This window comes from Streptomyces roseolus, assembly GCF_014649855.1.
Taxonomy (GTDB): Bacteria; Actinomycetota; Actinomycetes; order Streptomycetales; family Streptomycetaceae; genus Streptomyces; species Streptomyces roseolus.
Genome location: NZ_BMTV01000022.1, coordinates 21,796 through 46,569, shown reverse-complemented (window position 1 = coordinate 46,569; position 24,774 = coordinate 21,796). Strand labels below are relative to the sequence as shown.

The 24,774-nt window shown below is 75.8% G+C and carries 25 protein-coding genes and 1 riboswitch; of the genes, 14 read left to right on the top strand and 11 right to left on the bottom strand.

What is annotated here, in order from left to right; genetic code table 11:
* Window position 1: 1 nt before the first annotated feature.
* Entirely contained in the window at window positions 2-1,138 is a 1,137-nt protein-coding gene (locus IE245_RS24665; protein WP_189951225.1) for a PP2C family protein-serine/threonine phosphatase, read from the top strand.
* Window positions 1,139-1,353: 215 nt separating this feature from the next.
* The gene (locus IE245_RS24660) at window positions 1,354-3,243 is read left to right on the top strand and encodes a CocE/NonD family hydrolase C-terminal non-catalytic domain-containing protein (protein ID WP_229851485.1); all 1,890 of its coding nucleotides are present in this window, start codon (window positions 1,354-1,356) and stop codon (window positions 3,241-3,243) included.
* Between the two features lie 18 nt (window positions 3,244-3,261).
* Here the strand turns inward: IE245_RS24660 and IE245_RS24655 are convergent, their stop codons facing one another.
* The 4 genes from IE245_RS24655 to IE245_RS24640 form a co-directional block, all read right to left on the bottom strand.
* The gene (locus IE245_RS24655; RefSeq protein WP_189951224.1) at window positions 3,262-3,852 is read right to left on the bottom strand and encodes a nucleosidase; all 591 of its coding nucleotides are present in this window, start codon (window positions 3,850-3,852) and stop codon (window positions 3,262-3,264) included.
* Between the two features lie 45 nt (window positions 3,853-3,897).
* Window positions 3,898-4,110 carry a DNA-binding protein gene (locus tag IE245_RS24650; protein WP_189951221.1) on the bottom strand — a complete coding sequence of 71 codons (213 nt, stop codon included), beginning with the start codon at window positions 4,108-4,110 and terminating at the stop codon, window positions 3,898-3,900.
* Between the two features lie 79 nt (window positions 4,111-4,189).
* Window positions 4,190-5,590, bottom strand: a complete 1,401-nt coding sequence (locus tag IE245_RS24645; RefSeq protein ID WP_189951219.1) for a VWA domain-containing protein — start codon at window positions 5,588-5,590, stop codon at window positions 4,190-4,192.
* Window positions 5,587-6,456, bottom strand: a complete 870-nt coding sequence (locus IE245_RS24640; protein WP_189951217.1) for an AAA family ATPase — start codon at window positions 6,454-6,456, stop codon at window positions 5,587-5,589. Before IE245_RS24640 ends, IE245_RS24645 begins: the two co-directional genes overlap by 4 nt.
* Before the next feature lie 187 nt (window positions 6,457-6,643).
* Between IE245_RS24640 and IE245_RS24635 the strand changes: the two genes are divergently transcribed.
* Together IE245_RS24635 and IE245_RS24630 are read left to right on the top strand one after the other, a co-directional pair.
* Entirely contained in the window at window positions 6,644-7,894 is a 1,251-nt protein-coding gene (locus IE245_RS24635) for a PP2C family protein-serine/threonine phosphatase (RefSeq protein WP_229851484.1), read from the top strand.
* Between the two features lie 102 nt (window positions 7,895-7,996).
* Entirely contained in the window at window positions 7,997-8,362 is a 366-nt protein-coding gene (locus IE245_RS24630; protein ID WP_229851483.1) for a luciferase domain-containing protein, read from the top strand.
* A gap of 21 nt (window positions 8,363-8,383) precedes the next feature.
* Here IE245_RS24630 and IE245_RS24625 read toward each other — a convergent pair whose 3' ends face one another.
* A complete protein-coding gene (locus tag IE245_RS24625; RefSeq protein ID WP_189951215.1) occupies window positions 8,384-8,902 on the bottom strand; it encodes a PaaI family thioesterase in 519 nt (172 codons plus the stop codon).
* 115 nt (window positions 8,903-9,017) lie between these two features.
* Between IE245_RS24625 and IE245_RS24620 the strand changes: the two genes are divergently transcribed.
* A complete protein-coding gene (locus IE245_RS24620; RefSeq protein ID WP_189951214.1) occupies window positions 9,018-9,488 on the top strand; it encodes a winged helix-turn-helix transcriptional regulator in 471 nt (156 codons plus the stop codon).
* Window positions 9,489-9,556: 68 nt separating this feature from the next.
* A complete protein-coding gene (locus IE245_RS24615; RefSeq protein ID WP_189951211.1) occupies window positions 9,557-10,417 on the top strand; it encodes a YhjD/YihY/BrkB family envelope integrity protein in 861 nt (286 codons plus the stop codon).
* A gap of 21 nt (window positions 10,418-10,438) precedes the next feature.
* Here IE245_RS24615 and IE245_RS24610 read toward each other — a convergent pair whose 3' ends face one another.
* Together IE245_RS24610 and IE245_RS24605 are read right to left on the bottom strand one after the other, a co-directional pair.
* On the bottom strand, window positions 10,439-11,266 hold the full coding sequence (locus tag IE245_RS24610; RefSeq protein ID WP_189951210.1) for an ABC transporter permease: 828 nt from the start codon (window positions 11,264-11,266) through the stop codon (window positions 10,439-10,441).
* The gene (locus tag IE245_RS24605) at window positions 11,263-12,171 is read right to left on the bottom strand and encodes an ABC transporter ATP-binding protein (protein WP_189951207.1); all 909 of its coding nucleotides are present in this window, start codon (window positions 12,169-12,171) and stop codon (window positions 11,263-11,265) included. Before IE245_RS24605 ends, IE245_RS24610 begins: the two co-directional genes overlap by 4 nt.
* A 132-nt stretch (window positions 12,172-12,303) precedes the next feature.
* On the opposite strand from IE245_RS24605, the gene IE245_RS24600 reads away from it, so the two are divergent.
* The 4 genes from IE245_RS24600 to IE245_RS24585 all read left to right on the top strand — a co-directional run bounded on the left by IE245_RS24600 (window position 12,304) and on the right by IE245_RS24585 (window position 15,186).
* The gene (locus tag IE245_RS24600) at window positions 12,304-13,533 is read left to right on the top strand and encodes a sensor histidine kinase (protein WP_229851482.1); all 1,230 of its coding nucleotides are present in this window, start codon (window positions 12,304-12,306) and stop codon (window positions 13,531-13,533) included.
* Window positions 13,530-14,267: a response regulator gene (locus IE245_RS24595; RefSeq protein ID WP_189951204.1), complete on the top strand. Its 738-nt coding sequence runs from the start codon at window positions 13,530-13,532 to the stop codon at window positions 14,265-14,267. Before IE245_RS24600 ends, IE245_RS24595 begins: the two co-directional genes overlap by 4 nt.
* Window positions 14,268-14,357: 90 nt before the next feature.
* Window positions 14,358-14,570: a hypothetical protein gene (locus IE245_RS24590; RefSeq protein ID WP_229851481.1), complete on the top strand. Its 213-nt coding sequence runs from the start codon at window positions 14,358-14,360 to the stop codon at window positions 14,568-14,570.
* A gap of 118 nt (window positions 14,571-14,688) precedes the next feature.
* On the top strand, window positions 14,689-15,186 hold the full coding sequence (locus IE245_RS24585) for a peptidylprolyl isomerase (RefSeq protein WP_189951202.1): 498 nt from the start codon (window positions 14,689-14,691) through the stop codon (window positions 15,184-15,186).
* Between the two features lie 87 nt (window positions 15,187-15,273).
* Here the strand turns inward: IE245_RS24585 and IE245_RS24580 are convergent, their stop codons facing one another.
* Both IE245_RS24580 and IE245_RS24575 read right to left on the bottom strand, forming a co-directional pair.
* Window positions 15,274-15,522 carry a type B 50S ribosomal protein L31 gene (locus IE245_RS24580; RefSeq protein WP_169092250.1) on the bottom strand — a complete coding sequence of 83 codons (249 nt, stop codon included), beginning with the start codon at window positions 15,520-15,522 and terminating at the stop codon, window positions 15,274-15,276.
* Between the two features lie 145 nt (window positions 15,523-15,667).
* The gene (locus tag IE245_RS24575) at window positions 15,668-18,187 is read right to left on the bottom strand and encodes a SpoIIE family protein phosphatase (protein WP_189951200.1); all 2,520 of its coding nucleotides are present in this window, start codon (window positions 18,185-18,187) and stop codon (window positions 15,668-15,670) included.
* Window positions 18,188-18,393: 206 nt separating this feature from the next.
* Here IE245_RS24575 and IE245_RS24570 point away from each other — a divergent pair, with 206 nt between their 5' ends.
* From IE245_RS24570 to IE245_RS24560, 3 genes are all read left to right on the top strand, one after another.
* Window positions 18,394-19,158, top strand: coding sequence for an alpha/beta fold hydrolase (locus IE245_RS24570; RefSeq protein ID WP_189951199.1), 765 nt, complete (start codon window positions 18,394-18,396; stop codon window positions 19,156-19,158).
* 150 nt (window positions 19,159-19,308) lie between these two features.
* Window positions 19,309-20,223 carry a universal stress protein gene (locus IE245_RS24565; protein ID WP_189951197.1) on the top strand — a complete coding sequence of 305 codons (915 nt, stop codon included), beginning with the start codon at window positions 19,309-19,311 and terminating at the stop codon, window positions 20,221-20,223.
* 105 nt (window positions 20,224-20,328) lie between these two features.
* Window positions 20,329-21,633, top strand: coding sequence for a phosphoribosyltransferase family protein (locus IE245_RS24560; protein WP_189951195.1), 1,305 nt, complete (start codon window positions 20,329-20,331; stop codon window positions 21,631-21,633).
* Here IE245_RS24560 and IE245_RS24555 read toward each other — a convergent pair.
* Window positions 21,627-22,511, bottom strand: a complete 885-nt coding sequence (locus tag IE245_RS24555; protein WP_189951193.1) for a LysM peptidoglycan-binding domain-containing protein — start codon at window positions 22,509-22,511, stop codon at window positions 21,627-21,629. The genes IE245_RS24560 and IE245_RS24555 overlap by 7 nt on opposite strands.
* 2 nt (window positions 22,512-22,513) lie before the next feature.
* Window positions 22,514-22,673: riboswitch (cyclic di-AMP (ydaO/yuaA leader) on the bottom strand.
* A gap of 335 nt (window positions 22,674-23,008) precedes the next feature.
* Between IE245_RS24555 and IE245_RS24550 the strand changes: the two genes are divergently transcribed.
* A complete protein-coding gene (locus IE245_RS24550; RefSeq protein WP_189951191.1) occupies window positions 23,009-23,569 on the top strand; it encodes a DUF6197 family protein in 561 nt (186 codons plus the stop codon).
* Window positions 23,570-23,821: 252 nt separating this feature from the next.
* Here the strand turns inward: IE245_RS24550 and IE245_RS24545 are convergent, their stop codons facing one another.
* The gene (locus IE245_RS24545) at window positions 23,822-24,628 is read right to left on the bottom strand and encodes a DeoR/GlpR family DNA-binding transcription regulator (protein ID WP_189951189.1); all 807 of its coding nucleotides are present in this window, start codon (window positions 24,626-24,628) and stop codon (window positions 23,822-23,824) included.
* Window positions 24,629-24,774: the final 146 nt, after the last annotated feature.

Below are 24,774 nucleotides of genomic sequence, written 5' to 3'. Positions count from 1 at the left end.
AATGCACGCAGCTGGTCCCCGGCCCCGGCCGCGGCTCGCCACGACGACGCGGACCCAGGTCACCCTCGGCCGCGCCCTGCCCGTCCTGGTCATGCTCCTGGTCGTCGTCGCGGACCTCGTCACGCCCGATTCCGAGCGCGTCGACCGGCTCCTGTTCACCGTCCCCGCGCTCGCCGCCGCCACCTGGAGCGTCTACGGCACCATCGGCATGGGGCTCCTGGCCGCGGGCCTCAGGGCCCTGCTCGTCGTGGGCCGGGGCGAGCCCGGCGCCGAGGAACTCCTCGCGAGCGAGGGCCTCATCCTCGGCATCACCGCCGCCTCCGCCTGGGTGAGCGCGGTCCGCACCCGCTACGAACAGGACCTGGCCGAGGTCACCGCCGTCGCCGACGTCGTCCAGCGGGTGGTGCTCCGTCCACCGCCGCCCCGGCTCGGCCCCGTCGAACTCCACCTGCTGTACGTGGCCGCCGCGGCCAAGGCCCGCATCGGCGGCGACTTCTACGAGGCCGTCCAGATCCCCGGCGCCGTCCGCATCATGCTCGGCGACGTCCAGGGCAAGGGCCTCGGCGCCGTCGAGACGGCCTCCGTCCTCCTCGGCGCCTTCCGCTCCACCGCCTACGACGCCCCCGACCTGCCCGCGCTCGCCGACCGGCTCGACGAGGGGCTGGCCCGCTACGCCGCCTGGGACCCCGAGTCCGACGCCGCCGAACGCTTCGCCACCGTCGTCCTGGTCGAACTCCCCGACGGCTGCGACACCGCCCGCCTCCTCAACTGCGGCCACCCCGCCCCGCTCCTCCAGCACGGCACCGAGGTCACCTTCGTGGAGGTCGCCGACCCCTCGCTGCCGCTCAACCTCGCGGGCCTCGCCGACTCCCGCCACCGGGTGGAGGAGTTCCCCTTCAGCCCGGGGGACCGGCTGCTGCTCTACACCGACGGCGTCAGCGAGACCCGCGACCGGGCCGGCGTCTTCTACCCCCTGGAGGAGCGCGCCCGCCAGTGGGCCGACGCCCCCTCCGCGCAGGTCCCCGACCTCCTCCACCAGGACCTCGCCGCCTACGGCGCCGGCGGTCTCGACGACGACGTCGCCGCGCTCCTCGTCGTCCGCGCCGGAGGGCCCGCCGCGCCGGAGACTCCCCGCTGACAGCGGTGCCGGGCAGTGCCGGACCTCCGGGCGACCGCCCCGGAACAGCTCCCTCCGACCCCGTGCGCCTCGTCCGCGGCGACCCGCGTCGTCCCCGCCCCCTCGGGTGATCCGTGCGCCCTTCGTGCGCTCTGGCCGCCCCCTTCCCGATACGTGAGGCTTGCGTGGGTCCGGGTGACGTACCGTCATGCCCCAGACGAGAGGAACGGGTGCACGTGCCCCAGCGCCAGCCCATCACCGAAGACCCGTCCGAGCGGTTCCCGGGGTTCCCCGGCGTCGGCGCGGCCCTCACCGAGGCCGACACGGACCGCCTCGCCGCCGACGGCCTGTGGGCCCCGGGCGGCACGGTCCGCCCCGAGGCCGTCCGCCTCGGCCAGACCGTCGTCACCGCCCTCCTCGCCGACGGGGCGCTCCCGGCCGGCACGCTGCCCGCCGCCCTCGCCGAACGCGTCGCCCGCGTCCGCGGCCTGGCCCTGCCCGGCTACCACCGCATCGAGACCACCGACGGCCACCGCCTCTCCGCCTTCAGCCTGCGCCGGCTCGCCCCGGGCCCGCACCCCCTCGTCGTCCTCCCCTCCGGCTGGACCCCCTTCGGCTGGGGCCTCTTCCCCGGCGCGTACCTCTCCCTCGCCCTGCGCGGCTACCACGTCCTCGCCTACACCCCGCGAGGCCTCGGCATCCCCGGCCTGCCCACCACCTCCGAGGGACACGTCGACGTCGCGGGGCCGTACGACGTCGCCGACGGCTCGACCGTCGTCGACTTCGCCGTCGAGCACTTCGCCCCCGCCGTCACCGGCTTCATGGGGGTGTCCTACGGCTCCGGCATCAGCCGGCTCGTCGCCGCCCACGACGAACGCGTCGCCGCCGTCGTCGCCCTCAGCACCTGGGGCAACCTCGCCACCAGCCTCTACGAGAACCGCACCCGCCACCTCGCCGCCGTGAAGGCGCTCATCGGCCTCACCGGCGGGCCCGTGGAGGAGAAGTTCGACGAGGAGCACCGGAGGATCCTCGACGACTTCCTGAACGACCGGAACCTCGACGCCGTCGTCCGCTGGGCCGAGCGGCGCTCCCCGGAGACGTACACCGAGCTCACCGACGACCACGGCACCCCCACCTTCTGCTCGAACACCTGGCACGAGAGCCTCTTCGCGGTGAACGAGGCCGTCGACGCCTTCGTCCGCCTCCGGGTGCCCAAGCGGCTCAACCTCTGGATCGGCGACCACGCCGCCCCCGAGGCCGCCGGCCTCCTCGGCGCCCGGCCCGGCACCCCCGACCCCGCCCTGGACGAGGCGTACGCCTGGCTCGACCACCACCTCAAGGGCGAACGCAACGGCGTGGAGGACTGGGACGAGGTCTGCTCCCAGATCATGTTCACGTACGTCACCGAGCCCGTGACCGACCCGTTCACCGGGCAGCCCGCCGGCACCCGGCGGATCGTCGAACCCGCCGTCCGCGAGTCCCGCCCCACCTGGCGGGACGTCACCGTCGGCCACGAGCTCCTGGCCCTCACCGGCGAGGGCGCGGGCGGCACGGACGGCGCGCTCGTGCCCCCGGGCGAGGACGGGGCGGGCGGGCGCGCGACCGGGTGGCGCCGCACCTTCCTCGCGGGCGTCGACACCGAGGCCACCGCGATGGGCGAACCGCTGAGGACCGGCCAGGAGGAGTGGAAGGGCGACCCGAAGACCTACGACACCCGCAAGATCGACCGGCGGCACGCCCTCGTCTGGACCACCGGACCCCTCGTGGCGGCCGACGGCGGCCCCGTCGGCCGGCGCGTCCGCGGCGTCCCGAGGCTCCGCCTCTCCGTCCGCTCCACCGCCACCACGGCCTGCCTCATCGCCCACCTCTTCGACGCCGCCGAGGACGGCACGGCCCGGATCGTCACCCACGAGCCGCTCAACGTCCACGACCTGACGCCCGACCGGGACACCACCGTCACCTGGCGCCTGCAGGCCGCCGCGTACGACATTCCGGCGGGCCACCGGCTGATGCTCGTGGTCGACAGCAAGGACCCGCTGTACGGCGACGCCACGGTCACCTGGACGCGGACCGAGATCGGCTCCCCGCCCGACGCCGCGTCCTTCCTGGAACTGCCCCTGGGCTGAGCCGCCCGCGCGGTTCGGTCAGAGGCGGTACGCCGGGATGTGGACCGCCGCCCAGTCGGCCAGCTCGCGGGAGCAGGCGGCGACCGCCTCGCGCCAGGTGCGGTCGGCACCGGCGCCGGCCTCGTCGCTGACGTGCTTCACCATCCGCAGCGGCACCCCGGCGAGCTCGGCGGCGAAGGCCAGCGCGTACCCCTCCATGTCGACCAGCGGGGCCTGCTCGGCCAGCCGGGCGCGGGAGACCTCGTCGGAGATGAACGCGTCGCCGGTGGCGAGCACCACGTCTCCGCCGTCGGGGAGGGAGATCGGCGCCCCGAACGTCTCGCCCGTCGTCAGCCGCGCGAGGGCCTCGCCGTCGAGGTCGTGCTGGACGACGGTGCCGACGACGTGGGTGCCCGTCCAGCCGGCGCGCAGCGCGCCGGCGGTGCCGAGGTTGACGACGCCCGCGGGGCGCGGGCCCCGGGCGAGGGTGGTGGCGAGGGCGGTCGCGGCGTTCACCTTGCCTATGCCGGTGAGGAGCACGGGCAGCGACGTGTCCAGGAACTGCGCCTCCTCCTTGACGGCGAGGACGAGCAGCGGGCGGTCGGGGGTGATGTCTCCCAGGAGTTCCATGGGCCCCAAACTAGAGCGCCCGCCCCGGAGCCGTACAGCCGAGGGTCAGCCGAGGGCGGTGCCGCGCTCGGCCAGGGCCTCGGCCAGCACCCGCAGGGCCTTGGGGCCCACACCGTGGAGCGCGGCGAGCTCGGCCGCCGGCACCCCGGCCAGCTGGTCGAGCCGGGTGTACCCGGCGGCGGCGAGCGCACGGGTCGCGGGCGCGCCGACACCGCGCGGGAAGTCGGTCTCGGGACGGTCGGATCCGGTCGGGGCCACGGACCGATCGTCCCACGGGCCGGCCGGGCGCCGCCCGGGCACCCGCCCTCCGGCGCGGTCCGGACGGGAGAGGCGCGGCTCAGACGGGGAGGAGGCGGGCGATGAGGTCGCCGAGCCGGCGGGCGTTGCGGCAGGGGCGCATGTCCACGAGCTCCGCGTAGAGCGGGGCCACCGAGTCGCCGGTGCCCCACAGGGCGGGCTGTTCGGGGTTGAGCCAGTGGACCCGGCGGGCCCGCTCCGCGATCAGCCGCAGCGCCTCCGGGCGGGGGTCGGTGTTGTTGGTCCGGGCGTCGCCGAGGACGAAGACGACCGTGCGGGGGCCGACGGCGTCCGCGTACCGCTCGGCGAACTCGGCGAGCGCCGTCCCGTAGTCGCTCTGCCCGTGCCGGCCGGTCAGCCGCGCCCCGGCGAGGATCCGCTCGCCGAACCCGGCGGGATCCGCCGCGCCCGGCGACAGCAGCCCGGTGACCTCGTCGCACCGGTTGACGAAGGCGAACACCCGCACCCGGCTGAACTGGTCGTGCAGGGCCTGCACGAGCACCATCGTGAACTGGGCGAAGCCGGCCACCGAACCGGACACGTCGCACAGCAGCACCAGCTCCGGCCGGCCGGGACGCCGCCGGCGCAGCACCGGCCGCACCGGTACGCCGCCCGTCGACAGCGAGCCCCGCAGGGTCCGGCGCAGATCGATCGCGCCGCGCGCGGCCCGCCGCCGCCGGGCCGCGAGCCGGGTCGCCAGCTTCCGCGCCAGCGGGCGCACCGTGCGGCGCAGCTCGTCCAGCTGCTCCCGTCCGGCGAGCAGGAAGTCCACCCGGTCCGCCGTCACGGCGACCGCCCGCCGGGCCACCTCGTCGCGGCCCCGCCGCTCGGCGACCCGCCGCCGCGCTTCGGTCCGCACCCGCTCGCGGAAGCCCTCGACGGCCCGCCGGATCTCGTCGTCGAGGAGCCGGTCGGCGAAGTCCGGCTCCTGCCCGGCCCCCGTGCGCGCGGCCCGCACCCGGGCCAGGAGGGTCTCGGGGCGCACCCGGGAGAGCGCCTGGTACGAGGACCAGCCGTCGGTCCCGGGGCCGGAGCCGTACCCGCCGAAACCGGCGACCGCCTCCGCCGCGAGCCGGTCCAGGAGCGCCGCGTCGCCGGCGGCGAGCGCCTCGGCGATCCGGGTGCGCAGCGCGGCGAGGGCGGCGGCGTCTCCGGGCCCGGCGCCGTGCCCTTCCGGAGCGGTGACGACGGCGGGGAAGTACAGGTCGAAGACCCGGTCGAAGACGGGGCGCTGCCGCTCGCCGTGCAGCAGGGTCGCGGCGAGCGCCTCCCGCATCCGCTCCCGGTCGGCGAACCCGACCGCTTCGAGCGCGAGCCCGGCGTCGACCGTCTCGCCGGTCCCGATGCCGAAACCGTGGTCGCGCAGCGCCGCCACGAGCCCGGTCAGGCGCGCGACCGGCCCCTCGGCGGCGGCCCCGGGGGTGGGCCCCCCGCCGCTCACACCGCGTCCAGGTCGAGCCGGTCCGCGGCCCGCACGATGTCGTCCTGGTGCTTGAGCAGCACGCCCAGGGTCTCCCGCACCACCCGCTCGTCCAGCCGGTCCGCGCCGAGCGCGAGCAGCGTCCGCGCCCAGTCGATCGTCTCCGACACGGACGGCACCTTGCGCAGGTCCATCGCGCGCAGCGCCCCCACGACCCGGACCACCGAGGCCGCGAGGGCCGCGTCGAGGCCGGGCACCTTGAGCGTCACGATCCGTCGCTCCAGCTCCTCCTCGGGGAAGCCGATGTGCAGGAAGAGGCAGCGCCGGCGCAGCGCCTCGGTCAGCTCGCGGCCGGCGTTGGAGGTGAGGACCGTGAAGGGGCGCCGGACGGCGGTGATCGTGCCCAGCTCGGGCACGGTGACCTGGAAGTCCCCGAGGACCTCCAGGAGCAGGCCCTCGATCTCGACGTCGGCCTTGTCGGTCTCGTCCACGAGCAGCACGGTCGGCTCCTCGGAGCGGATCGCGGTCAGCAGCGGCCGGGAAAGGAGGAACTCCTCGCTGAAGATGTCGGTGCGGGCCTCGTCCCAGGACTCGCCGCGCCCCGCCGTGATCCGCAGCAGCTGCTTGGCGTGGTTCCACTCGTACAGCGCGCGGGCCTCGTCGACGCCCTCGTAGCACTGGAGCCGGACGAGCCGGGCGCCGGCCGCCTCGGTGACGGCCTTGGCCAGCTGCGTCTTCCCGACGCCCGCGGGGCCCTCGACCAGGAGCGGCTTGCCGAGCCGGTCGGCGAGGAAGACCGTGGTGGCGATGGCGGGGGAGGCCAGGTAGCCGGTGGCCGCGAGCCGTTCCGTGACCTCGTCGACGGAGTCGAAGAACCCGTTCGTCATGGCTGTCCCCCCGGGGAGCGAAGATTCGTACTGGCCGGTAGCCTCTGGCTGTACTTGATCAGATCCCGCACCACCGCACAACCGTTCCCGCGCCGCCGCGCGCCGCGCGCGGAACGCCGCCCGCTGGTGCAATGGGAAGGGCGGCCGCCCGCCGCCCGCCCGGTGGCCGCACGGCGGTGGAGGTGTCGTGGCGGAACGAGAAGAGGGCCCCGCCCCGGCCCCTGAGGGGCCCCGGCGCCTCGTGGAGGTCCTGGAAGCCGCGATCGGCTCCATCGGGACCACGCTCGACGAGGCCGCCACCCGCCGCGAACTCACCGCCTTCCTCGCCCGCCACCCCGGCGGAACCGCCGCCGTCACCCCGGCCCCCGCCACGGACCGGCACGCCGTCCCGGACACCGCACCGCCCGCCCGGCGGGGCTCCGGCGATCGGGTCGCCGCAGGACGGGGCCATGGCGATCCGGACACCGCCGGTCCGGACTCCGGTGCCCCCGCCGCCGCCGCGGGGGGCGTCCACGCCCTCACCGCCCCGCTCGCCGTGGACCGCGAGCGGCCCCTGGGCACGGTCACCCTGACCCGCTCCGGCCCCCCGTACACCGAGGACGACCGGGTCGTCCTGGAGCAGGCGGCGCGGCTCGCCGCACGGCACATCCGGCATGCCCGGCGGCTCGCCGCCACCGAGTCCGTCGCCCTCCACCTCCAGCGGGCGCTCGTCGCCGAGCCGGGGCGACCGCACCCCAACCTGGAGATCGCCGGACGCTATCTGCCCGCCGGCCCGCGCACCCTGGTCGGCGGCGACTGGTTCGAGACCGTACGGCTCCACTTCGGCCGCAGCCTCCTCGTCGTCGGCGACGTCATGGGCCACGGCCTCGAAGCCGCCGTCGACATGAACGCCTACCGCTCCGCCCTCCGCGAGGTCGCCGCCACCGACCTCCCGCCCCACCGGGTGCTGCGCCACCTGGACGCGGTGGTCGCGGAGGACGGCGCCCGCCGTCCCGCCACCTGCCTGCTGGTCCGCGTCGACCCGGGGCGCGGCACCGCCACCTTCGCCAGCGCGGGCCACCTCCCGCCCGCGGTCTTCGGCCCGGACGGCTCCGCCGACCTCGTCGACCTCCCCGTCGGCCCGCCGCTCGGCACCGGCGTCGGCGGCTACGAGCCCGCCACCCGGCCGCTCGGCACGGGCGACACGCTGCTGCTCTTCACCGACGGCCTGGTCGAACGCCGGGACGAGGACATCGACGTCTCGCTGGCCCGGCTGGCCGGACTGCGCCTGCCACCGGACCAGGGTCCCGAAGGGGTGGTCGAGGAGGTCCTCCGTCGGCTCGACGCGCGCCACGCCGAGGACGACGTCGCCGTCCTCGCGGCCCGGGTCCGCGCCCGTCCGGCGAGCCGGACCGACGGCGGTGACGGAGCGCTCCCCGAACCCCACCCACCGTGGTGACAAACCGTCACATCGCCCTCTTCGGGCGACTGTTTCAGGCCTCGACGCGATTCTTTCGCCAGGACGCTTGTGCAGGGCCCCGGAGCCCGGCACGCTCCTCGTATGAACACGGCCAGGCATGCCAGTGAACGTCTGATGAGCTGGCCCTCGCTGACCCGTGGCCGTACGCACTGCGGTGCGGAACTCGGTCTCGGGACGGCGACGGAGGAGATCGTCCATTTCCACGGCGAGCACGAGGCCGACGTCCACCTCACCAGGGCGATGGTCGCCCGGCTGCGCCCCGCCCTCCAGAACTCGACCGCGGTACGGCTCCGGGCCGGCTCCGGCTGGGTGACGGTGCGGCTCGACGCGGGCTCCGACATCGACCTGCTGGCCACCCTGGTCAGCGCCGCCCTCCAGGCCACCGCGGCGCCCGACGCGGCCCCCGACCGCTGTACCCGCGCCCGCCCGGTCCTCGCCCAGCGCTGACCGGACGGGCACGGCCGGGCGTCAGGCGCGAGCGCCGTCGCCCGGTTCCCGGCCGGGAACCGGGAAGAGCATGCAGGTGCTGGTCGCGTGCGCGAGGAGGCGGTCCTCCTCGTCGTAGAGGCCGGCCTCCGCGAGGGCGGTCCGCCGCCCCTGCGAGAGGACCGTGCCGACCGCCCGCACCTTCCCCGTGTCCATGGTGATCGGCCGCAGGAAGCGGGTCTGCAGGTCGAGCGAGGTGTACGCGGTCCCCAGCGGCAGCGTGGTGTGCACCGCGCACCCGGCCGCCGAGTCGAGGAGCGTGGCGTAGACCCCGCCGTGCACGCTGCCGATCGGGTTGTAGTGCTCCTCGCCGGGCTCCAGGACGAAGACCGCCCGCCCGTGCTCGGCCTCCGCCAGGGTGAAGCCGAGCAGCGCCGCGATCGGCGGGCCGGGCAGCCGGCCCGCGATCATCTCGTGCAGGAAGTCGAGCCCGGCCATCGAGGCCGCCGCCCGCGCCGTGGCCCCGGCGTCCTCCCACTCGACCGTGCGTGACCGCCCCATGACCACTCCGCTCCGTCGCTCCCCGCCGTCGTCCCGGCGGCTGACTCTGTCGATCGAAGCTAGCTCTCGCCTCGGCTGACTGTCAACGACAGAGCCAGGTGGCTACAGTGGGACGATGAAGTGGCTGGAGATCGACACCGAGAACTGCTCGGTCCGCCGCACCCTGGACCTGGTGGGCGAGAAGTGGAGCCTGCTCATCCTGCGCGATGCCTTCAACGGCGTCCGCCGGTACGACGACTTCCGCCGCCACATCGGCCTCTCCGAGGCCGTCCTCGCCGACCGGCTCCGCAAGCTCGTCGCCGCCGGCGTCCTGAACAGCGTGCCCTACCGGGAACCCGGCGCCCGCACCCGCCACGAGTACCGGCTCACGCCCAAGGGCGTCGACCTCTGGCCCGTCATGCTCGCCCTCAAGCAGTGGGGCGACACCCACACGGGCGACCCCGAGGGCCCCGTCCTCGACATCCGCCACACCGCCTGCGGCTCACCGGTGCGGGTCGTCGTCCAGTGCGTCGGCGAGGACGCCGAGGTCCTCGCTGCCCGCGAAGTCACCGCCACCCCGGGCCCCGGCGCCCGCCGCCTCCCCTGACGGGACCGCCCCACCCGTTCGGCCGCATCGCTGCGGGACCCGGCCCTCCGGCGGGTACCGCACCTGACATGCCCCGCACCCCCGGTACGCCGAGCGACCCGCCGCCCGAACACGCCCCCTGGTGGCAGCGGTGCCACGTCCGGCTCGCCGAGTCGCCCGCCGGGCTGGTCTGGAACCGGGGCCGCGCGATGGAACTCATGCACCGCGCCATGGGGTTCGCCGCCCTCAGCCTCCTCACCCTCGTCCCCCTCCTCATCGTCGTCGCCGCCGCCGACCTCTCCCGCGGCCAGGGCTTCGCCCGCTGGCTCATCCAGGGCCTCGGCGTCACCGAGGTCTCCGAGGAGGAGGTCGAGCAGCTCTTCGGACAGCCCGGCCAGGCGCTCCAGCGCACCACCGCCTTCGGCCTCGCCGCCCTCGCCGCCTTCGGCGTCACCTTCGGCTCCGCCGTCCAGACCGGATACGAACGCGTCTGGGACCTCCCCACCGCCCGCTGGCACACCATGTGGCGCCACGTCGTCTGGCTCGCCGTCCTCGTCGCCGCCCTCCTCCTCTTCGTCGCCTTCCCCGCCCCCGAACGCGCCCCCGCCGGCGTCACCGTCCTCGTCGCCCTCGGCGACCTCGTCGGCACCTTCCTCTTCTTCTGGTGGTCCCAGCGCTTCCTCCTCTGCGGCCGCCTCCGCTGGCGGGCGCTGCTGCCCGGCGCCGTGCTCACCGCCCTCGGCCTCCTCGGCCTGCGGGTCTTCTCCCAGCTGGTCTTCTCCCCGCTGATCGCCTCCAACGCCGTCACCTACGGCCAGTTCGGCACCGTCCTCGTCCTCCAGTCCTGGCTCGTCGGCGTCGGCTTCGTCGTCTACGGCGGCGCCCTCGTCGGCCGCCTCGTCCACGAGACCCTCGTCCGCCGCCGCCTCGCCCGCCCCGGCAGCCGCTGACCCGGCCCCCCGCCGTCCGGCTCACTGGTCCCGCCGGCGCACCGCCACCACCGTCACCAGCACCGCCCCCACCGCCCAGGCGCCGTACACCAGCCACGCCCCGCCCGTCGTCCACGGATACGGCCCCGCCGCGCCCTCACTGGCCAGCCGGTGCCACGCACGGAACGGCGTCGTGTGCGCGGCCACCGCCGTCGCCCACCGCTCCTCGCCCAGCACCATCGGCACCACGAGCAGCACCACCACGGCACCGACCACGGCCGCCGCCCCGCGCCGCAGCAGCACCCCCAGTGCCATTCCGGCGAGGGCGCACACCGGAGCGAGCAGCGCTGACGCCACCACCAGCCGCACCGCCCCCGGTTGCCCCCACGACACCCCGGCACCACGCAGCGACAGCACCGCCTGCGAGACCCAGAACGACCCGCCCGCGACCACCGCCCCGAACCCGGCGTGCACCACGGCGAGCACCAGCGCCCGCGCCGAGACCAGCGCCCCGCGCGCCGGCACCGCCGCGAACGCCGTCCGTATCCCGCCGCTGCCGTACTCCCCGACCACCGCCACCGCGCCCATCGCCGCGCACCACAGCACCAGCACCGTCGCCGCGTTCCCCGTGAAGGCGTCCCCGAGCCCCCTCCCGTCGGCCGTGAACGCCACCCGCGCCGCCTCGTCGTACGCGTACCAGTACCGGTAGTGGTCCCACGCCGTACCCACGTTGAACGTCGCGACCGCGAGCGCGCCGAACAGCAGCGCCCAGCCCGTCGACCGCAGCGACCACAGCTTCAGCCACTCCGAGGCCACCAGATCGCGGAACCGGGCCCGCGGCTCCCGCACGGAAGCGACCGCCGCCGTCATCGCGCACCTCCCGCCGTGTAGTCGGCACTCTCCGCCGTCAGCTCCATGAACGCCTCCTCCAGCGAGGCCCGCCGGGGCGACAGCCGGTCGAGCACCACCCGGTGCTCCGCCGCCAGTTCGCCGATCCGCGCCGCGCTCAGCCCCGTCACCGTCAGCCGGCCCTCCTCCGCGACCACCTCCGCACCCGCGGCCAGCAGCAGCGGCGTCAGCACCCCGGGAGACGGCGTGCCCACCGCCACGCTCGGCCGCGCCCCGCGCGCCGCGAAAGCCGCCAGGCTCTCCTCGGCGATCAGCCGGCCCCGGCCGACCACCACCAACGCGTCGGCGGTGTGCTCCATCTCGCTCATCAGATGGCTGGAGACGAAGACCGTCCGCCCCTCCGCCGCGAGCCGCCGGAACAGCCCCCGCACCCACCGGACCCCCTCCGGGTCGAGCCCGTTCAACGGCTCGTCGAACAGCAGCACCGGCGGATCGCCCAGCAACGCGCCCGCGATGCCGAGCCGCTGCCGCATCCCCAGCGAGAAGCCGCCGATCCGCCGCCGCGCCGCGCCGGCCAGCCCGACCTCCTCCAGCACCGCGTCGACCCGCGCGAGCGGAATCCGGTTGCTCCGGGCGAGGGCCGCGAGCTGCGCCCGGGCGGTCCGCCCCCCGTGCACGTCCGAGGCGTCGAGGAGCGCGCCCACGTGCCGCAGCCCGCGGGGCCGCTCCGCGAACCGCCGGCCCCCGACCGTCACGGTGCCGGCCGTCGGCGCGTGCAGGCCGAGGACCATCCGCAGCGTGGTGCTCTTCCCCGCCCCGTTGGGCCCGAGGAAGCCGGTGACCCGGCCCGGCCGCACGGTGAACGTCAGCCCGTCGACCGCGGTGGTGGCGCCGTAGCGCTTCGTGAGTTCCCTGGCTTCGATCATGTCCACCACGGTGCCGCCGGGGCCCGCCGCGGACATCCGACCAAGACGGACAACCACGCACGCGGCAGTCATCCCCGGTCGTACGACCCGGGGTTGATGACCGGCACCGGTCACGCGACTTACGATCACCGGATGTCAGCGACCTCGCCGGCCCCGCTCCGCACGCGGGTCACGCCCGGAGGGTGGGCCGCCCTCGCCTGGCTCGCCGGGCTCCTCTTCACCGTCCTGCTGCGCCTGCGCCTGCCCGGCCAGGAGGAGGCCGACGTCCTCGCCGGCGTCCTCTTCCTCCGCTGGGACGGGCTCACCGCGCTCGGTCTCGCCACCGCCCTGGCCCTGCGCGGCAGCGCACTCCTCGACCGCCGCCCCACCGCCGCCCTCGGCCACCTCCTCGCCGCCGCGGTGCTCTGCTCGACGCCGCTGGGCGTCACCGCCATACCGCTCGCCCAGTACCTCGCCGTCGACGTCGCCCTGTACACCATCGCGGCCCGCCGGCCGACGAAGGAGGCGGAGCGCGCCGTCCTCCTCGCGGCCGGCGTCGTCCTCGGCCACCTCGCCGTCCGGTTCCTCGCCGGCTGGACCGCCGGCACCACCACGGCCCTCGCCGTGTTCTCCACCGCCGGCGCCGTCTGGCTCCTCGGCCGCGCCGCCCGCCAGAACCGCCTCCACGCCGAGGAGACCCGCACCCGCGCCGCCGAACAGGCCGTCACCGCCGAACGGCTGCGGATCGCCCGGGAGATGCACGACACCGTCGCCCACAGCATCGGCATCGTCGCCCTCCAGGCCGGAGCCGCCCGCCTCGTCATCGACAAGCGCCCCGAACTGGCCCGCGACGCCCTCGACGAGATCGAGGCCGCCAGCCGGGAGACCCTCGCCGGCCTCCGGCGCATGCTCGGCGCCCTGCGCGACGCCGAGGGCTCCGGCACGGCCGGCGGCACCGCGCCCGCCGAGCCGCCCGGGCTCGCCGCCCTCGACCGGCTGGCCGAGACCACCGGCGCCGCCGGAGTGCGCGTCACCGTCCGCCGGGTCGGCGCCCCGCGGCACCTGCCGCCCGACGTCGACCTCTCCGCCTTCCGGGTCCTCCAGGAGTCCGTCACCAACGTGGTCCGCCACTCCGGCGCCGACCGCTGCACCGTCACCGTCGACCACCGCGACCCCGGCGTGCTCGCCCTCACCGTCGAGAACCCCGGCGCCGCCCCCGGCCCCCGGCGCGCGCCGGCCGCCACCGGCTCCGGCTACGGCCTCGTCGGCATGCGCGAGCGCGTCGGACTGCTCCACGGCGCGTTCACCGCGGGGCCCCGCCCCGACGGGGGCTTCCGCGTCACCGCCCGCCTGCCCGTCCCCCCAGGAGACACCCCCGCATGAGCGACACCACCCCTGCCCCGCGCCCTGTCCGGGTCGTCCTCGCCGACGACCAGCCGCTGGTGCGCACCGCCCTGCGGATGGTCATGGCGGAGACCGCGGACCTGCTCGTCGCCGGGGAGGCGTCCGACGGCGCCGAGGCCGTCCGGCTCGTCGAGGAGACCGGCGCCGACGTCGTCGTCATGGACCTGCGCATGCCCGGCACGGACGGCGTCGAGGCGACCCGGCGGATCACCGCGGGCCGCTCCGGCGCCCGCGTCGTCGTCCTGACGACCTTCGACGAGGACGACCACGTCTACGGCGCGCTGCACGCCGGCGCGTCCGGATTCCTCGTCAAGGACATGGCGATGGACGACATCCTCGCCGCCGTCCGCGTGGTCGCCTCCGGCGACGCCCTCATCGCCCCCGCGGTCACCGGACGGCTCATCAAGGAGTTCACCCGCCGCACCCGCGACACGGGATCCGTCGCACCGGACGGACCGACCCCCGCCGCCCGCCACGTCGCCGGACGCACCACGGGACGCGAGCGGGAGGTTCTCACCCTCGTCGGCCGCGGGCTGTCCAACGCGGAGATCGCCGAGGAGCTCCACATCACCCTCGCCACCGTGAAGACCTACGTCACCCGGCTCCTCGCCAAGCTCGACGCCCGCGACCGCGTCCACCTCGTGATCCTCGCCTACGAGGCCGGTCTCGTCGCCACCGGAGCCTTCGCGTCCCCGGGGCGAGTTGACGGATGACCGGCCCGTTTCCCCCGCTCGCCGGGCGCGGACGACCCATCGACGGCCGGGCGGCCGTAACTCTTTTCCCTCCCGACAGTTGACCAGGGCATGAAGAAGCGCAGCATGCTCGCCATCGCCTCCCTCGCCGCAGGCGTCGTCACCGCCCTCGTCACCCCGCCGCCGCAGGCCAGCGCCGCGGAGAGCCCACTCGGCGGCGCCACCGGGCTCCTCCAGGAGGACGGCGCCGGGGCCGTGCTCCACGAGACCGTCACGACCGTGGAGGGCGTCGTCGCCGACGGCGCCGGGAAGGGACTCGGCTGAGCCTCGCCCACCGTCTCCGGTGCCCCGCGTCCCTGCCGGCGCGGGGCACCGGTGCGTCGTGACCCGCCGGAGGGCGGCCCGGGCGCGCGCGGCGCGCGGGTAATGACAGGATGTCCCCATGAGCAACAACGTTTTCTTCGACATCACCATCGACGACAAGCCGGCCGGCCGGATCGTCTTCAACCTGTTCGACGAGGTCGTCCCGAAGACCGCGCAGAACTTCCGCGAGCTCGCCACCGGCCAGCACGGCTTCGGCTACGAGGGCTCCGGCTTCCACCGCGTCATCCCCGCCTTCATGCTCCAGGGCGGTGACTTCACCAACCACAACGGCACCGGCGGCAAGAGCATCTACGGCGCGAAGTTCGAGGACGAGAACTTCAAGCTGAAGCACGACCGCCCGTTCCTGCTCTCGATGGCGAACGCGGGCCGCAACACCAACGGTTCGCAGTTCTTCATCACCACGATCGTCACCGACTGGCTCGACGGCAAGCACGTCGTCTTCGGCGAGGTCGTCGAGGGCCAGGACCTCGTCAAGCAGATCGAGGCCCTGGGCTCCCCCTCCGGCGCCACCAAGGCCGCCATCAAGATCGCCAAGTCCGGCGTCGTCGAGGGCTGATCCGCCCCCGCGCGGCACCTCACGGAACGGGGCGGGCAGGGCGGCGTCGCCACGACGCCACCCGCCCGCCCCGGCCTTCCCGGAGCCTCAGCCGCCCTCGCCGTACCGGCGTTCGAACTTGGCGATCCGGCCCTCCGTGTCGACCGTCCGTGCCTTCCCGGTGAAGAACGGGTGGCTCTCCGAGGAGATCTCGACGTCGATCACCGGATAGGTGTTGCCGTCGTCCCACTCGATGGTCCGCTCGCTCGTCGCCGTCGACCGGGTCAGGAACGCGTACCCCGCCGAGCGGTCGCGGAAGACCACGGGCCGGTAGTCGGGCTGCTTGTCCTGCTGCACGGGACCTCCTCGCCTCGGGCGGCCGGCGTGCGGCCACCCCCTTCTCGTCCGGCCCGGACGGCCCGGACCCTCCCCAGCCTCGCCGCACCCCTCCCCGCCGACCAGCGCCGCCGGCCCGTCCGGGTGAGCCCCCTCCGCACACGGCCTACGCGCGCCGCCGCCAGCGGGACGCCAGGAGCAGGGCGATGTCGTCGGGGCGGTCCGAGGACCGCGCCGCCTCGTGCATCAGCCGGTCCGCCGCCTCCGGCAGCGGCAGCGAGCCCGTCGACGCCAGGGTCCGGCGCAGCCGCTCCACCCCCTCGTCGATGTCCGCCCCCGGGCGCTCCACCAGGCCGTCCGTGAAGAGCGCCAGGACCGCGCCCTCCTCCAGCCGCATCCGGGTCACCGGGTAGGACGCGCGGCCGTCCACCCCCAGCACCACCCCGCCCGCGATGTCCAGCAGCTCCGCCGCGCCGTCCGGCCGCCGCAGCAGCGGCTGCGGGTGCCCCGCCCGTACCGCCTGCACGTCCCCGGTCCCGGCGTCCAGCAGGACGTAGCAGGCGCTGGCGAACTGGCCGGGGTCCAGGTCGATCAGCAGCCGGTTGGTGGCGCGCACGACCTCCTGCGGGGGCAGGCCGCTCAGCGCGAAGGCCCGCACCGCGCTCCGCAGCTGACCCATCGTCGCCGCCGCCGCGACCCCGTGCCCCTGCACGTCGCCGATGACCAGCGCCAGTTCGCCGCCGGCCGTCTCCACCACGTCGTACCAGTCCCCGCCCACGTCCATGCCCTGCGTCCCCGGCAGATAGCGGCCCACCGTCTCCAGGCCCTCCCGCACCGGCAGCCGGTGCGGCAGCAGCGCGTCCTGCAGCCCCCGCGCCACGGCCGCTTCGCTGTCGTACCGCTGCGCCCGCTCCAGCGCCTGCGCGATCAGCCCGGCCAGCGCCGTGAGCACCGCCCGCTCCTCCGGGCCGAAGTCGCGCGGCCGGTCGAAGCCGAGGATGCACGAGCCCACCGGCCGCCCCGAGGCGATCAGCGGCAGGAACGCCCGCGCGCCCGTCTCCGCGTCCAGCGGCAGCTCCGGATAGGCCCGGCGCAGCACCTGCATCGACTCGAAGAACATCGCCCGGCCGGACGTCAGCACGTCCACGCCCGGCAGGCGGGCGTCGAGCGCCACCCCGTCGAAGGGGTCGAGGAAGCCCGGCGGGAAACCCGTCTCCCACGCCAGGTACATCCGCCGCTCGCTCAGCAGGTAGATCGCCAGCTGCCGGCCGCCGAAGGCCGGCAGCAGCTCCTCCGTCACCACCGCCGACACCTGCCGCGCCGTCATCGCCTCCGTCAGCGCGATCGCCAGCGCCACCGGCCGGTAGAGCGACGCCGCCCGCGCGGCCTCCGTGCCGAGCCCGTCCCCGGCGCGCGCGGACGGGGTGGGAGGCGGCGGCGGCACGCCGGACCCGGGCGCCGGTTCGTCCTCCGGGACGAGGACCATCGTCACCCCGTCCCGGCCCGGGTGCAGCGACACCGACAGCCACCGCCCCTCCTCCGGGCGGGCCACGAACCGCACCGGCTCGGTCGACAGCAGCGCCGCCCTCAGCTGCTCCTCGTGGAACGGCAGCCCGAACCACGGCAGCGCCTCCCACAGCGGCCGCCCGGCCAGCGCCCCGCGCGGCCGGCCCAGGAGCTGTTCGGTGCGCTCGTTCACGTACGTCACGCGGCCCAGCCGGTCGATGGCCAGGATCGCCCGGGGCAGCCGGTCCGTGGCGTCCGAGCCGATCAGGCCCGTGCCCAGGTCCACGAGCGCGCCCGCCAGATGCCCGTGCCCGTCCGCCCCCACGAACCGGGAGCGCGCCGACACCTCCAGGAGGTGCAGCCCGCCGTCCGGCCCCCTCAGCCGCAGCCGGCGCACCGCGCCGCCGTCCGCCGCGCCCGTCAGGCGGGCCGCCGCCCACAGCGCGTAGCCGTCCTCCGGGTCGAGTCGCGAGGTCAGCGCCTCGATCGGCAGCGGGGAGGCTTCCCGGACGCCGAGGATCGACCGCAGACCGTCGTCCATCGTCACCGTCCCTGACGCCAGGTCCCAGTCGAAGGAACCGAACCGCACCGGTGGCACCGCGCCCGACGGCAGCTGCACGCAGACCGGGTCGCCCGGCCACCACACGCCCGTGCCGCCCGCCGAGAGTCCCGCGAGGACCTCGCCCAGCCGCAGCCCCGCCCGGGTCATCCGCGCCCGGTCCCGCGCCCCGACCGGCAGCCCCGGCGCCGGTGGCCGCAGCACCACGAGGACCCCGAACCGCTCCCGGCCGGCGACCACGGGGGCGTACAGGGACGCGAAGGGAAAGGGCAGGCTCGCCACCAGCTGCGGGAAGCGCCGCATCGACTCCTCGACGTCCGACAGCTGCACCGGCTGTCCCGAGCGGTGGACCTCCGCGACCGGGAACGGGCGGTTGGTGTGCATCCGTGACCACGGTCGGAACAGCTCGCCCGGCAGCCCCGCCAGCACCGCCAGTCGCAGCAGTCCCTCCGTGCCGGAGCGCAGGTACACCCCGCCGGCGTAACCGTCGACCGCTTCCACGGCGTCCGTCGCCGCCTCCGCCAGCGCCTGCGTCAGGGCTTGCGGCGGGGCGCCGGGGGACGGGACCGGGCCGTGCGGAGTCACACAGCCAGCATGCGCATGCCGCGAAAGCCGCCGCATCCCGGCGCGGGGCCCCGGGCGGGGGCGGGCCTCCCGGTGGGCACGCGGCACGCGCGCGTGGCGCCCGGGACACGCCCGCGCCGCTCCCGGGTCTGTTGACCCGACGCGTGTAGACCGTCACACTCGGTCGTCGTCCACCGGCGCCGACGGCGCCGGACGGACGCGACCACCACCCTCATCACCACCTCGCACGCAGGGGGCACACCATGACCGGCCGGGTACTTCCGTACGACGTCCACGGCGACGGCCCGGGGCGGGCCCTCGTCCTCCACAACTGGTTCGGGGACCGCAGCAGCTTCGACCCGCTCCGGGAGCACCTCGACGCCTCGGCCGGCAGCTACGCCTTCCTGGACTGCCGCGGCTACGGCGAGGCCAGGGACGCCGACGGCGCCTACACCATGGAGGAGGTCGCCGCCGACGCCCTGGCCGTCGCCGACGACCTCGGCTGGGACTCCTTCTCCGTCATCGGCCACTCCATGGGCGGCAAGGCCGCCCAGCTGATGCTGCTCGACGCGCCGGACCGGGTCCGGTCGATCGTCGGGATCTCGCCCGTCTCCGCCGCCGGCTTCCCGCTCGACGAGGAGAGCCGGCAGCTCTTCGCGGGCGCCGCCGACGACCCGGCGCTGCGCCGCGCGATCATCGACCACACCACCGGCGGCCGGCACGGCGCCCCGTGGCTGGACGCCCTCGTGGACCGCTCGGTCAGCCGCTCCTCGGCCGCAGCCTTCCGTTCCTACCTCGACTCCTGGTCCGGCACCGACTTCCACGAGCGGGTCCGCGACAACCCCACGCCCGTGCTGCTGGTCGTCGGCGCCCACGACCCGGCGCTCGGCGCCGAGGCGATGGAGTCCACCTGGCTGCGCTGGTACCCCAACGCCCGCCTCGAAGTCCTCGCGGACGCCGGGCACCACCCGCCCGAGGAGACCCCGAAGGACCTCGCCCGGGCGATCGAGGCCTTCCTGGCCGCCTGAGCCCGCCCGGACGGCCCCCTCGGGGCCTTCGGAGGCTCCGGTCGGGACGTCCGGCCCGCGTGGCGCCCGGTCGTGCGGGCAGCCGACGGGTGTACTCGGTCACGAGGGCATCCGCGACCGGCGGTGCACGACCGGAGGGACGGAAGAGCGATGGGGCACAGCGAGGAGCCGGCCACGGCACCGGAGACCACGACGGCCGGCGGACGGTTCGTCCTCGTCGGGACGGACGGCTCGCCGTCGGCGCTCGGGGCGGTGGAGACGGCGGCGCGGGAGGCCGGGACGCGCGGTGCGCGCCTGGTCGTCGCGCACGCCTTCCTCTGGCCGATGTTCCGGGTCGGCCTGGAGCCTTCGCTGTACGGCCCCACCGAGAGCGGGCTGCGGCGGCAGGCGGAGATCGTCCTGGACACGGCCGTGGCCCGGGCCAGGGCGGTCGCCCCGGACACCGAGGTCTCCGGCGAGCTCATCACCGGCGAACCGCTCGTCGTCCTCGCGACCCGGTCGCGGGGTGCGGAGCTGGTCGTCGTCGGCAGCCGCGGCACCGGCTCCTTCACCGGTCTCGTCGTCGGCTCGGTCGCCGTCCACCTCGCCGCCCACGCGGCCTGCCCGGTCCTCGTCGTGCGGGGCCGGGACGAGCCGGAGGGGCCGGTCCTCCTCGCCGTCGACGGCTCGCCGGACTCGGACGCGGCCGTCGACCTCGCCTTCACGGAGGCGGGGGCGCGCGGCACCGGCCTCGTCGCGGTCCACGCCTGGGCGCCGAGCTCGGGGCCCGGCGACCTGACGCCGCTCTTCGCCGGCGCGGAGGAGGTGCACGCGGAGGCCGCCCGCGTCCTGGAGGCGGCGCTGGCCCGGGTCGCGGACCGGCACCCTGGGACCGAGGCGGAGGCCCGGCTGGTACGCGGCCGGCCGCGCGAGGTCCTGCTGGAGGAGAGCGGGAACGCGCAGCTGCTCGTCATGGGGGCCCGGGGGCGCGGCGGTTTCGCCGGGCTGCTCCTCGGCTCGGTCAGCCAGGCGCTGCTGCACCACGCCGACTGCCCGGTGGTGGTCGTGCGGCACGGGGTGGGCTGAGGGCGGCGGGGGCGGCGACCACCCCGCCGGTGGGACCCTGGAGGTACGGGCCGGGGTCCGACGGTCCGCGCCCGAGGGGGTCGCCGATCGGGAAGGCGGCGTGCCATGTATTTCGCCGACCGGGCCGACGCGGGACGGCAGCTCGCCGCCCGGCTCGGCCATCTCCAGGGGGCCGACGTCGTCGTCCTCGGGCTGCCGCGCGGCGGAGTCCCGGTGGCGGCGGAGGTGGCGGAGGCGCTCGACGCGCCGCTGGACATCTGCCTCGTGCGGAAACTGGGCGTGCCGAGCAGACCGGAGCTGGCCATGGGCGCCGTCGGCGAGGGCGGCGTCCGGGTCGTGAACGAGCAGGTGGTGCGGGACGCGGGCGTGGCCCGGCGGGAGCTGGAGGCGGCCGAGGAGCGCGAGCGGCTGGTCATGGCCGAGCGGTCCCGCGCCTACCGGGGCAGCCGCCGGCCGGTGCCGCTGGAGGGGCGTACGGCGGTGGTCGTCGACGACGGACTCGCCACCGGCGCGACCGCGCTCGCCGCCTGCCGGGCGGTGCGGGCCGCCGGAGCCGCCCGGATCGTGCTGGCCGTCCCCGTGGCGCCGTACGGCTGGACGACGCGGCTCGGCGGGGAGGCCGACGAGACGGTCGCCGTGCACACCCCGGAGGGCTTCTACGCGGTCGGACAGTTCTACCGGGAGTTCGACCAGACGCCGGACGCCGAGGTGGTGGCCCGCCTCGACCGGAGCCGGGCGGCGCGCGGGCCGGCCGTCCGGCACACGGCGGTACGGGTCGCGGCCGGCGGCACCGAGCTGCCGGGCGAGCTCGCGGTGCCCGACGGGGCGGCGGGCCTGGTGCTCTTCGCCCACGGCAGCGGCAGCGGCCGGCACAGCCCGCGGAACCGCGCGGTGGCCGCCGCCCTGAACCGGGCGGGGCTCGCCACCCTCCTCTTCGACCTGCTCACGGAGACCGAGGCGGCCGACCGCGCACGGGTCTTCGACACCCCGTTGCTGGCCGGGCGGCTGGGCGGCGCCGCCGCCTGGACGGCCGGGCGCTCCGGCACCGAGGGCCTGCCGCGCGGCTACTTCGGGGCGAGCACCGGGGCCGCCGCCGCGCTGTGGGCGGCGGCGGAAGCGGGCGACGACGTGGCCGCCGTGGTGTCCCGGGGCGGCCGGCCCGACCTGGCGGGGGAGCGGCTCGCCGGGGTACGGGCCCCCACGCTGCTGATCGTCGGCGGCGCCGACGAGCTCGTCCTCGACCTGAACCGAGGGGCCGAGGCGCTGTTGCGCTGCGAGAGCAGGCTGGAGGTCGTGCCGGGCGCCGGCCACCTCTTCGAGGAGCCGGGGGCCCTGGAGGAGGTGGCGGCGCTGGCGGCGGAGTGGTTCACGGCCCACTTCGCCGCCGTGACCGGCGGGGCGGGTCAGTAGGCGCCGTGGACGTTGTCGATGGAGCCGTACCGGTCGGCCGCGTAGTTGCAGGCGGCGGTGATGTTCGCGACGGGGTCGTACGGGTCGAGCGAGGTGCCCGGCACGTGGTAGGCGGCGAAGGTCGGGTCGATGACCTGGAGCAGGCCCTTGGAGGGGGTGCCCTTCGCGGCGTTGGAGTCCCAGAGGTTGACGGCGCGGGGGTTGCCGGAGGACTCGCGCATCACGTTGCGGAGGATGCCGTCGTACGAGCCGGGGATGCCGTAGCGGGCCATGACGTCGAGCGACTCGCGGATCCAGCCGTCGAGGTTGTCGGCGTACTGGGCGGCGGCCGCGGGCGCGGCCTCCGCGGCGGCCGGTCGGGCCTGGACGGCCGGGGTCGCGGCGCGGGCGGCGGAGCGGCTCGCCCGTTCGGCGGAACCGGTGGAGGCGGACCCGGCGGGCTTCGCGGCCGGCTTGCCGGCGGCCTTCGGGACGGGCTTCGCGGCGGGCTTCGCGGAATCCCGACGAATCGTCAGTTCGAGGCCGGGGTGAATGAGTGACGGATTGTCACCCACGGCTTCCTTGTTCGCCTGGTAAAGCGACTTCCAGCCGCCCTGAATTCCCTTTCGGTGGGCGATCAGGGAAAGCGAGTCGCCCTTCACGACGGTGTACGCGCGGGTGGCGGCGGGGGCGGCGGGCGCCTTCGCGGACGCGGCGGCCGCGACGGCCTGAGCGGTGACGGCGGCGGTCGGCGCCGCCGGCTGCGCGAGGGGCTCGGCGCCGGCCGTGGCGGGCACGACCAGGGGCAGGGCGAGGGCCACGCCGCCGGTGCCGGCGAAGGCGAGGCCTCGGGGGACGGGGCGGCGTCGGGGGCGGCGGTGCTTGCCGTGAGCGGGCATGACGGTTTCCTCTCCGGCGCCTGCGAGGTGAGCTGTCGGGTTCGGACTGGAGCTGTCCGGCCGCGCGCACGCGGCTTCACCCCGAGCCGTTCCGGACGACCGGACCGGCGGTGTGGTGGGTCCCCCGCTCCTGCCGTCGGGTGAAATGGGCGGTCTTTCGGGCGGTGGCAGGATTAGGCGTCCGTCCGAATGGAGGCGACGGTAGGCGAGAAATGCGGCGCGGAACAAGACACGAATGCGGGGGAAAAGGGGAACCGAAGATCGAACGGGCGGAATTCAAGATCTATCGTTTCGGCGGCCGCTCCGGAATCCCTTGCCCCGCACGGGTGGTGACGGGCGGGGAGGCGTCTGTGGGGCGGGTGAAGTGAGTCGCGTCACGGGATGTGTAATGTCCGAATAGGGCGTATAGCTCCTTTAGGGGAATTGTGTGGCGACTTGGGGGCGGAACGTGTGTCACATAGCGCGCAAATCAGACATCTGCCGCCCATGATGAGGGAATGTCCTCCCTTGCCCTGCTGATCGATCCCGACGCCCTCGACCGCGAGGCGGCCCGCCTCTGCGAGAGCGCCGCCCCCGAGGCCTGGCGGAGCCTGCTCTCCGTCCCCGTGGACCGGCTCGTCGCCGACGCCCTGGGCGCGCTCGACGCGCTGCCCCCGGCCCCGCCCGCCGAACGCCCGCTGCCCGGCCGGATCGGTGCCTTCCTCCCGGACCGGCTGCACGCCTGGCGCAGGATCGGCCGGGCCGACGTGCGCCCCTCCGTCCACCTGGCGTACGCGCGCCGGGTGCTGACCGAATGGGGGTGGCAGAACACCCCGTACAAGCTGCGCGACGCGCGCGGCGCCCGCTGCCTCTGCGGCGCCCTGCTCGCCGCCCACCGGCTCGGCCACGGCAGCGCGGCCACCATGAACGAGGCCGGTGCCTGGATCATGACCGAGCTGCGGTCGCGGGGATGGCACGGGCTCATCGGCCCCTGGAACCGCGCCCCGGGCCGCACCGCCGAGGACGCGCTCGCCCTCCTCGACGCCACGATCCGGCGCGCGGCCCTGGCCGGACGGTGACCGCGCGGGTGGCGTGAAGTGGTCCTCGCGGGACGCGCGGGCCGCGACGGCGTACGCCCACGACCGTCCGGGCGGCGGCTGTTCGCGCGGAGGGTGAACGCGACCGGGCCGCCGGGGGTGTCGCCCGCCGCCCGGTCGCCGGAGCCGCGGAGGGCGGCGCGGCCCCGGTGACCGGCCCGGCGCCGAGTCCCGCGCCGATCCCGGCCCGCCCGTCGCGCGAAGGGCGTGCGCCCGTGTGGTGGTGAAGGGCTGTCAGACCGCCTGGACGCGGACGCCGGCCTCCGCCAGACGGTCCGCCGTCCCGGCGTCGACCGCCGTGTCGGTGACGAGCAGGTCGACCCGGTCCAGGCCGCAGATGCGGGCGAAGGCGCGCCGTCCCAGTTTCGACGCGTCGGTCACCACCACGACCCGGCTCGCGCGTTCCGCGAAGAGCCGGCTGATGCCCGCCTCCTCCTCCTGGTGCGCCATCGCCCCGAGTTCGGGGTCGATCCCGTCCACCCCGAGGACGACGGTGTCGAGGACGACCTCGTTCAGGACGCCGGCGGCGAGCGGGCCCACCAGTTCGTACGTCTGCGGGCGCGCGACCCCGCCGGTCGTCACGAGCTTGATCTGCGGGCGCACCGCCAGCTCGGCGGCGATGTTCAGCGCGTTGGTGACCACCGTCAGGGCGGGGCCGGAGGCGGCGGCCGGGGTTCCGGTCTCCGCGCGCTCGCCCGCGAAGCGCAGCGCGAGGGCCCGGGCCACCTCGGTGGTCGTCGTCCCGCCGTTCAGGCCGACGACCTCGCCGGGCGCGATCAGTTCGGCCGCCGCCGCGGCGATCCGGGCCTTCTCGGCGGCGTGCCGGCCCGACTTGTAGCGCAGCGGCAGCTCGTAGGAGACGCCGTGCGCGACGGCCCCGCCGCGCGTGCGGACGAGGAGGCGCTGCTCGGCCAGTTCGTCGAGGTCCCGGCGGATCGTGGCGGCGGAGACGTCCAGGGTGGCCGCCGCCTCCTCCACCTCCACCTTTCCGGCGGACGCCAGGAGTTCCAGGAGCGCGTTCCACCGCTCGTGCTTGGACATGCCGGACCGATCCTCCCGTGGGTACGGCCCCGATCCTACGTCGCCGGGACGGGGGAATCTGGCCGACGCTTGCGTGAATCTGCTTGAATGATGTGTGTTTCAAGCATCTTCACGCATCGACCCTGTCTTCTCCGTGCAAGGAGTGC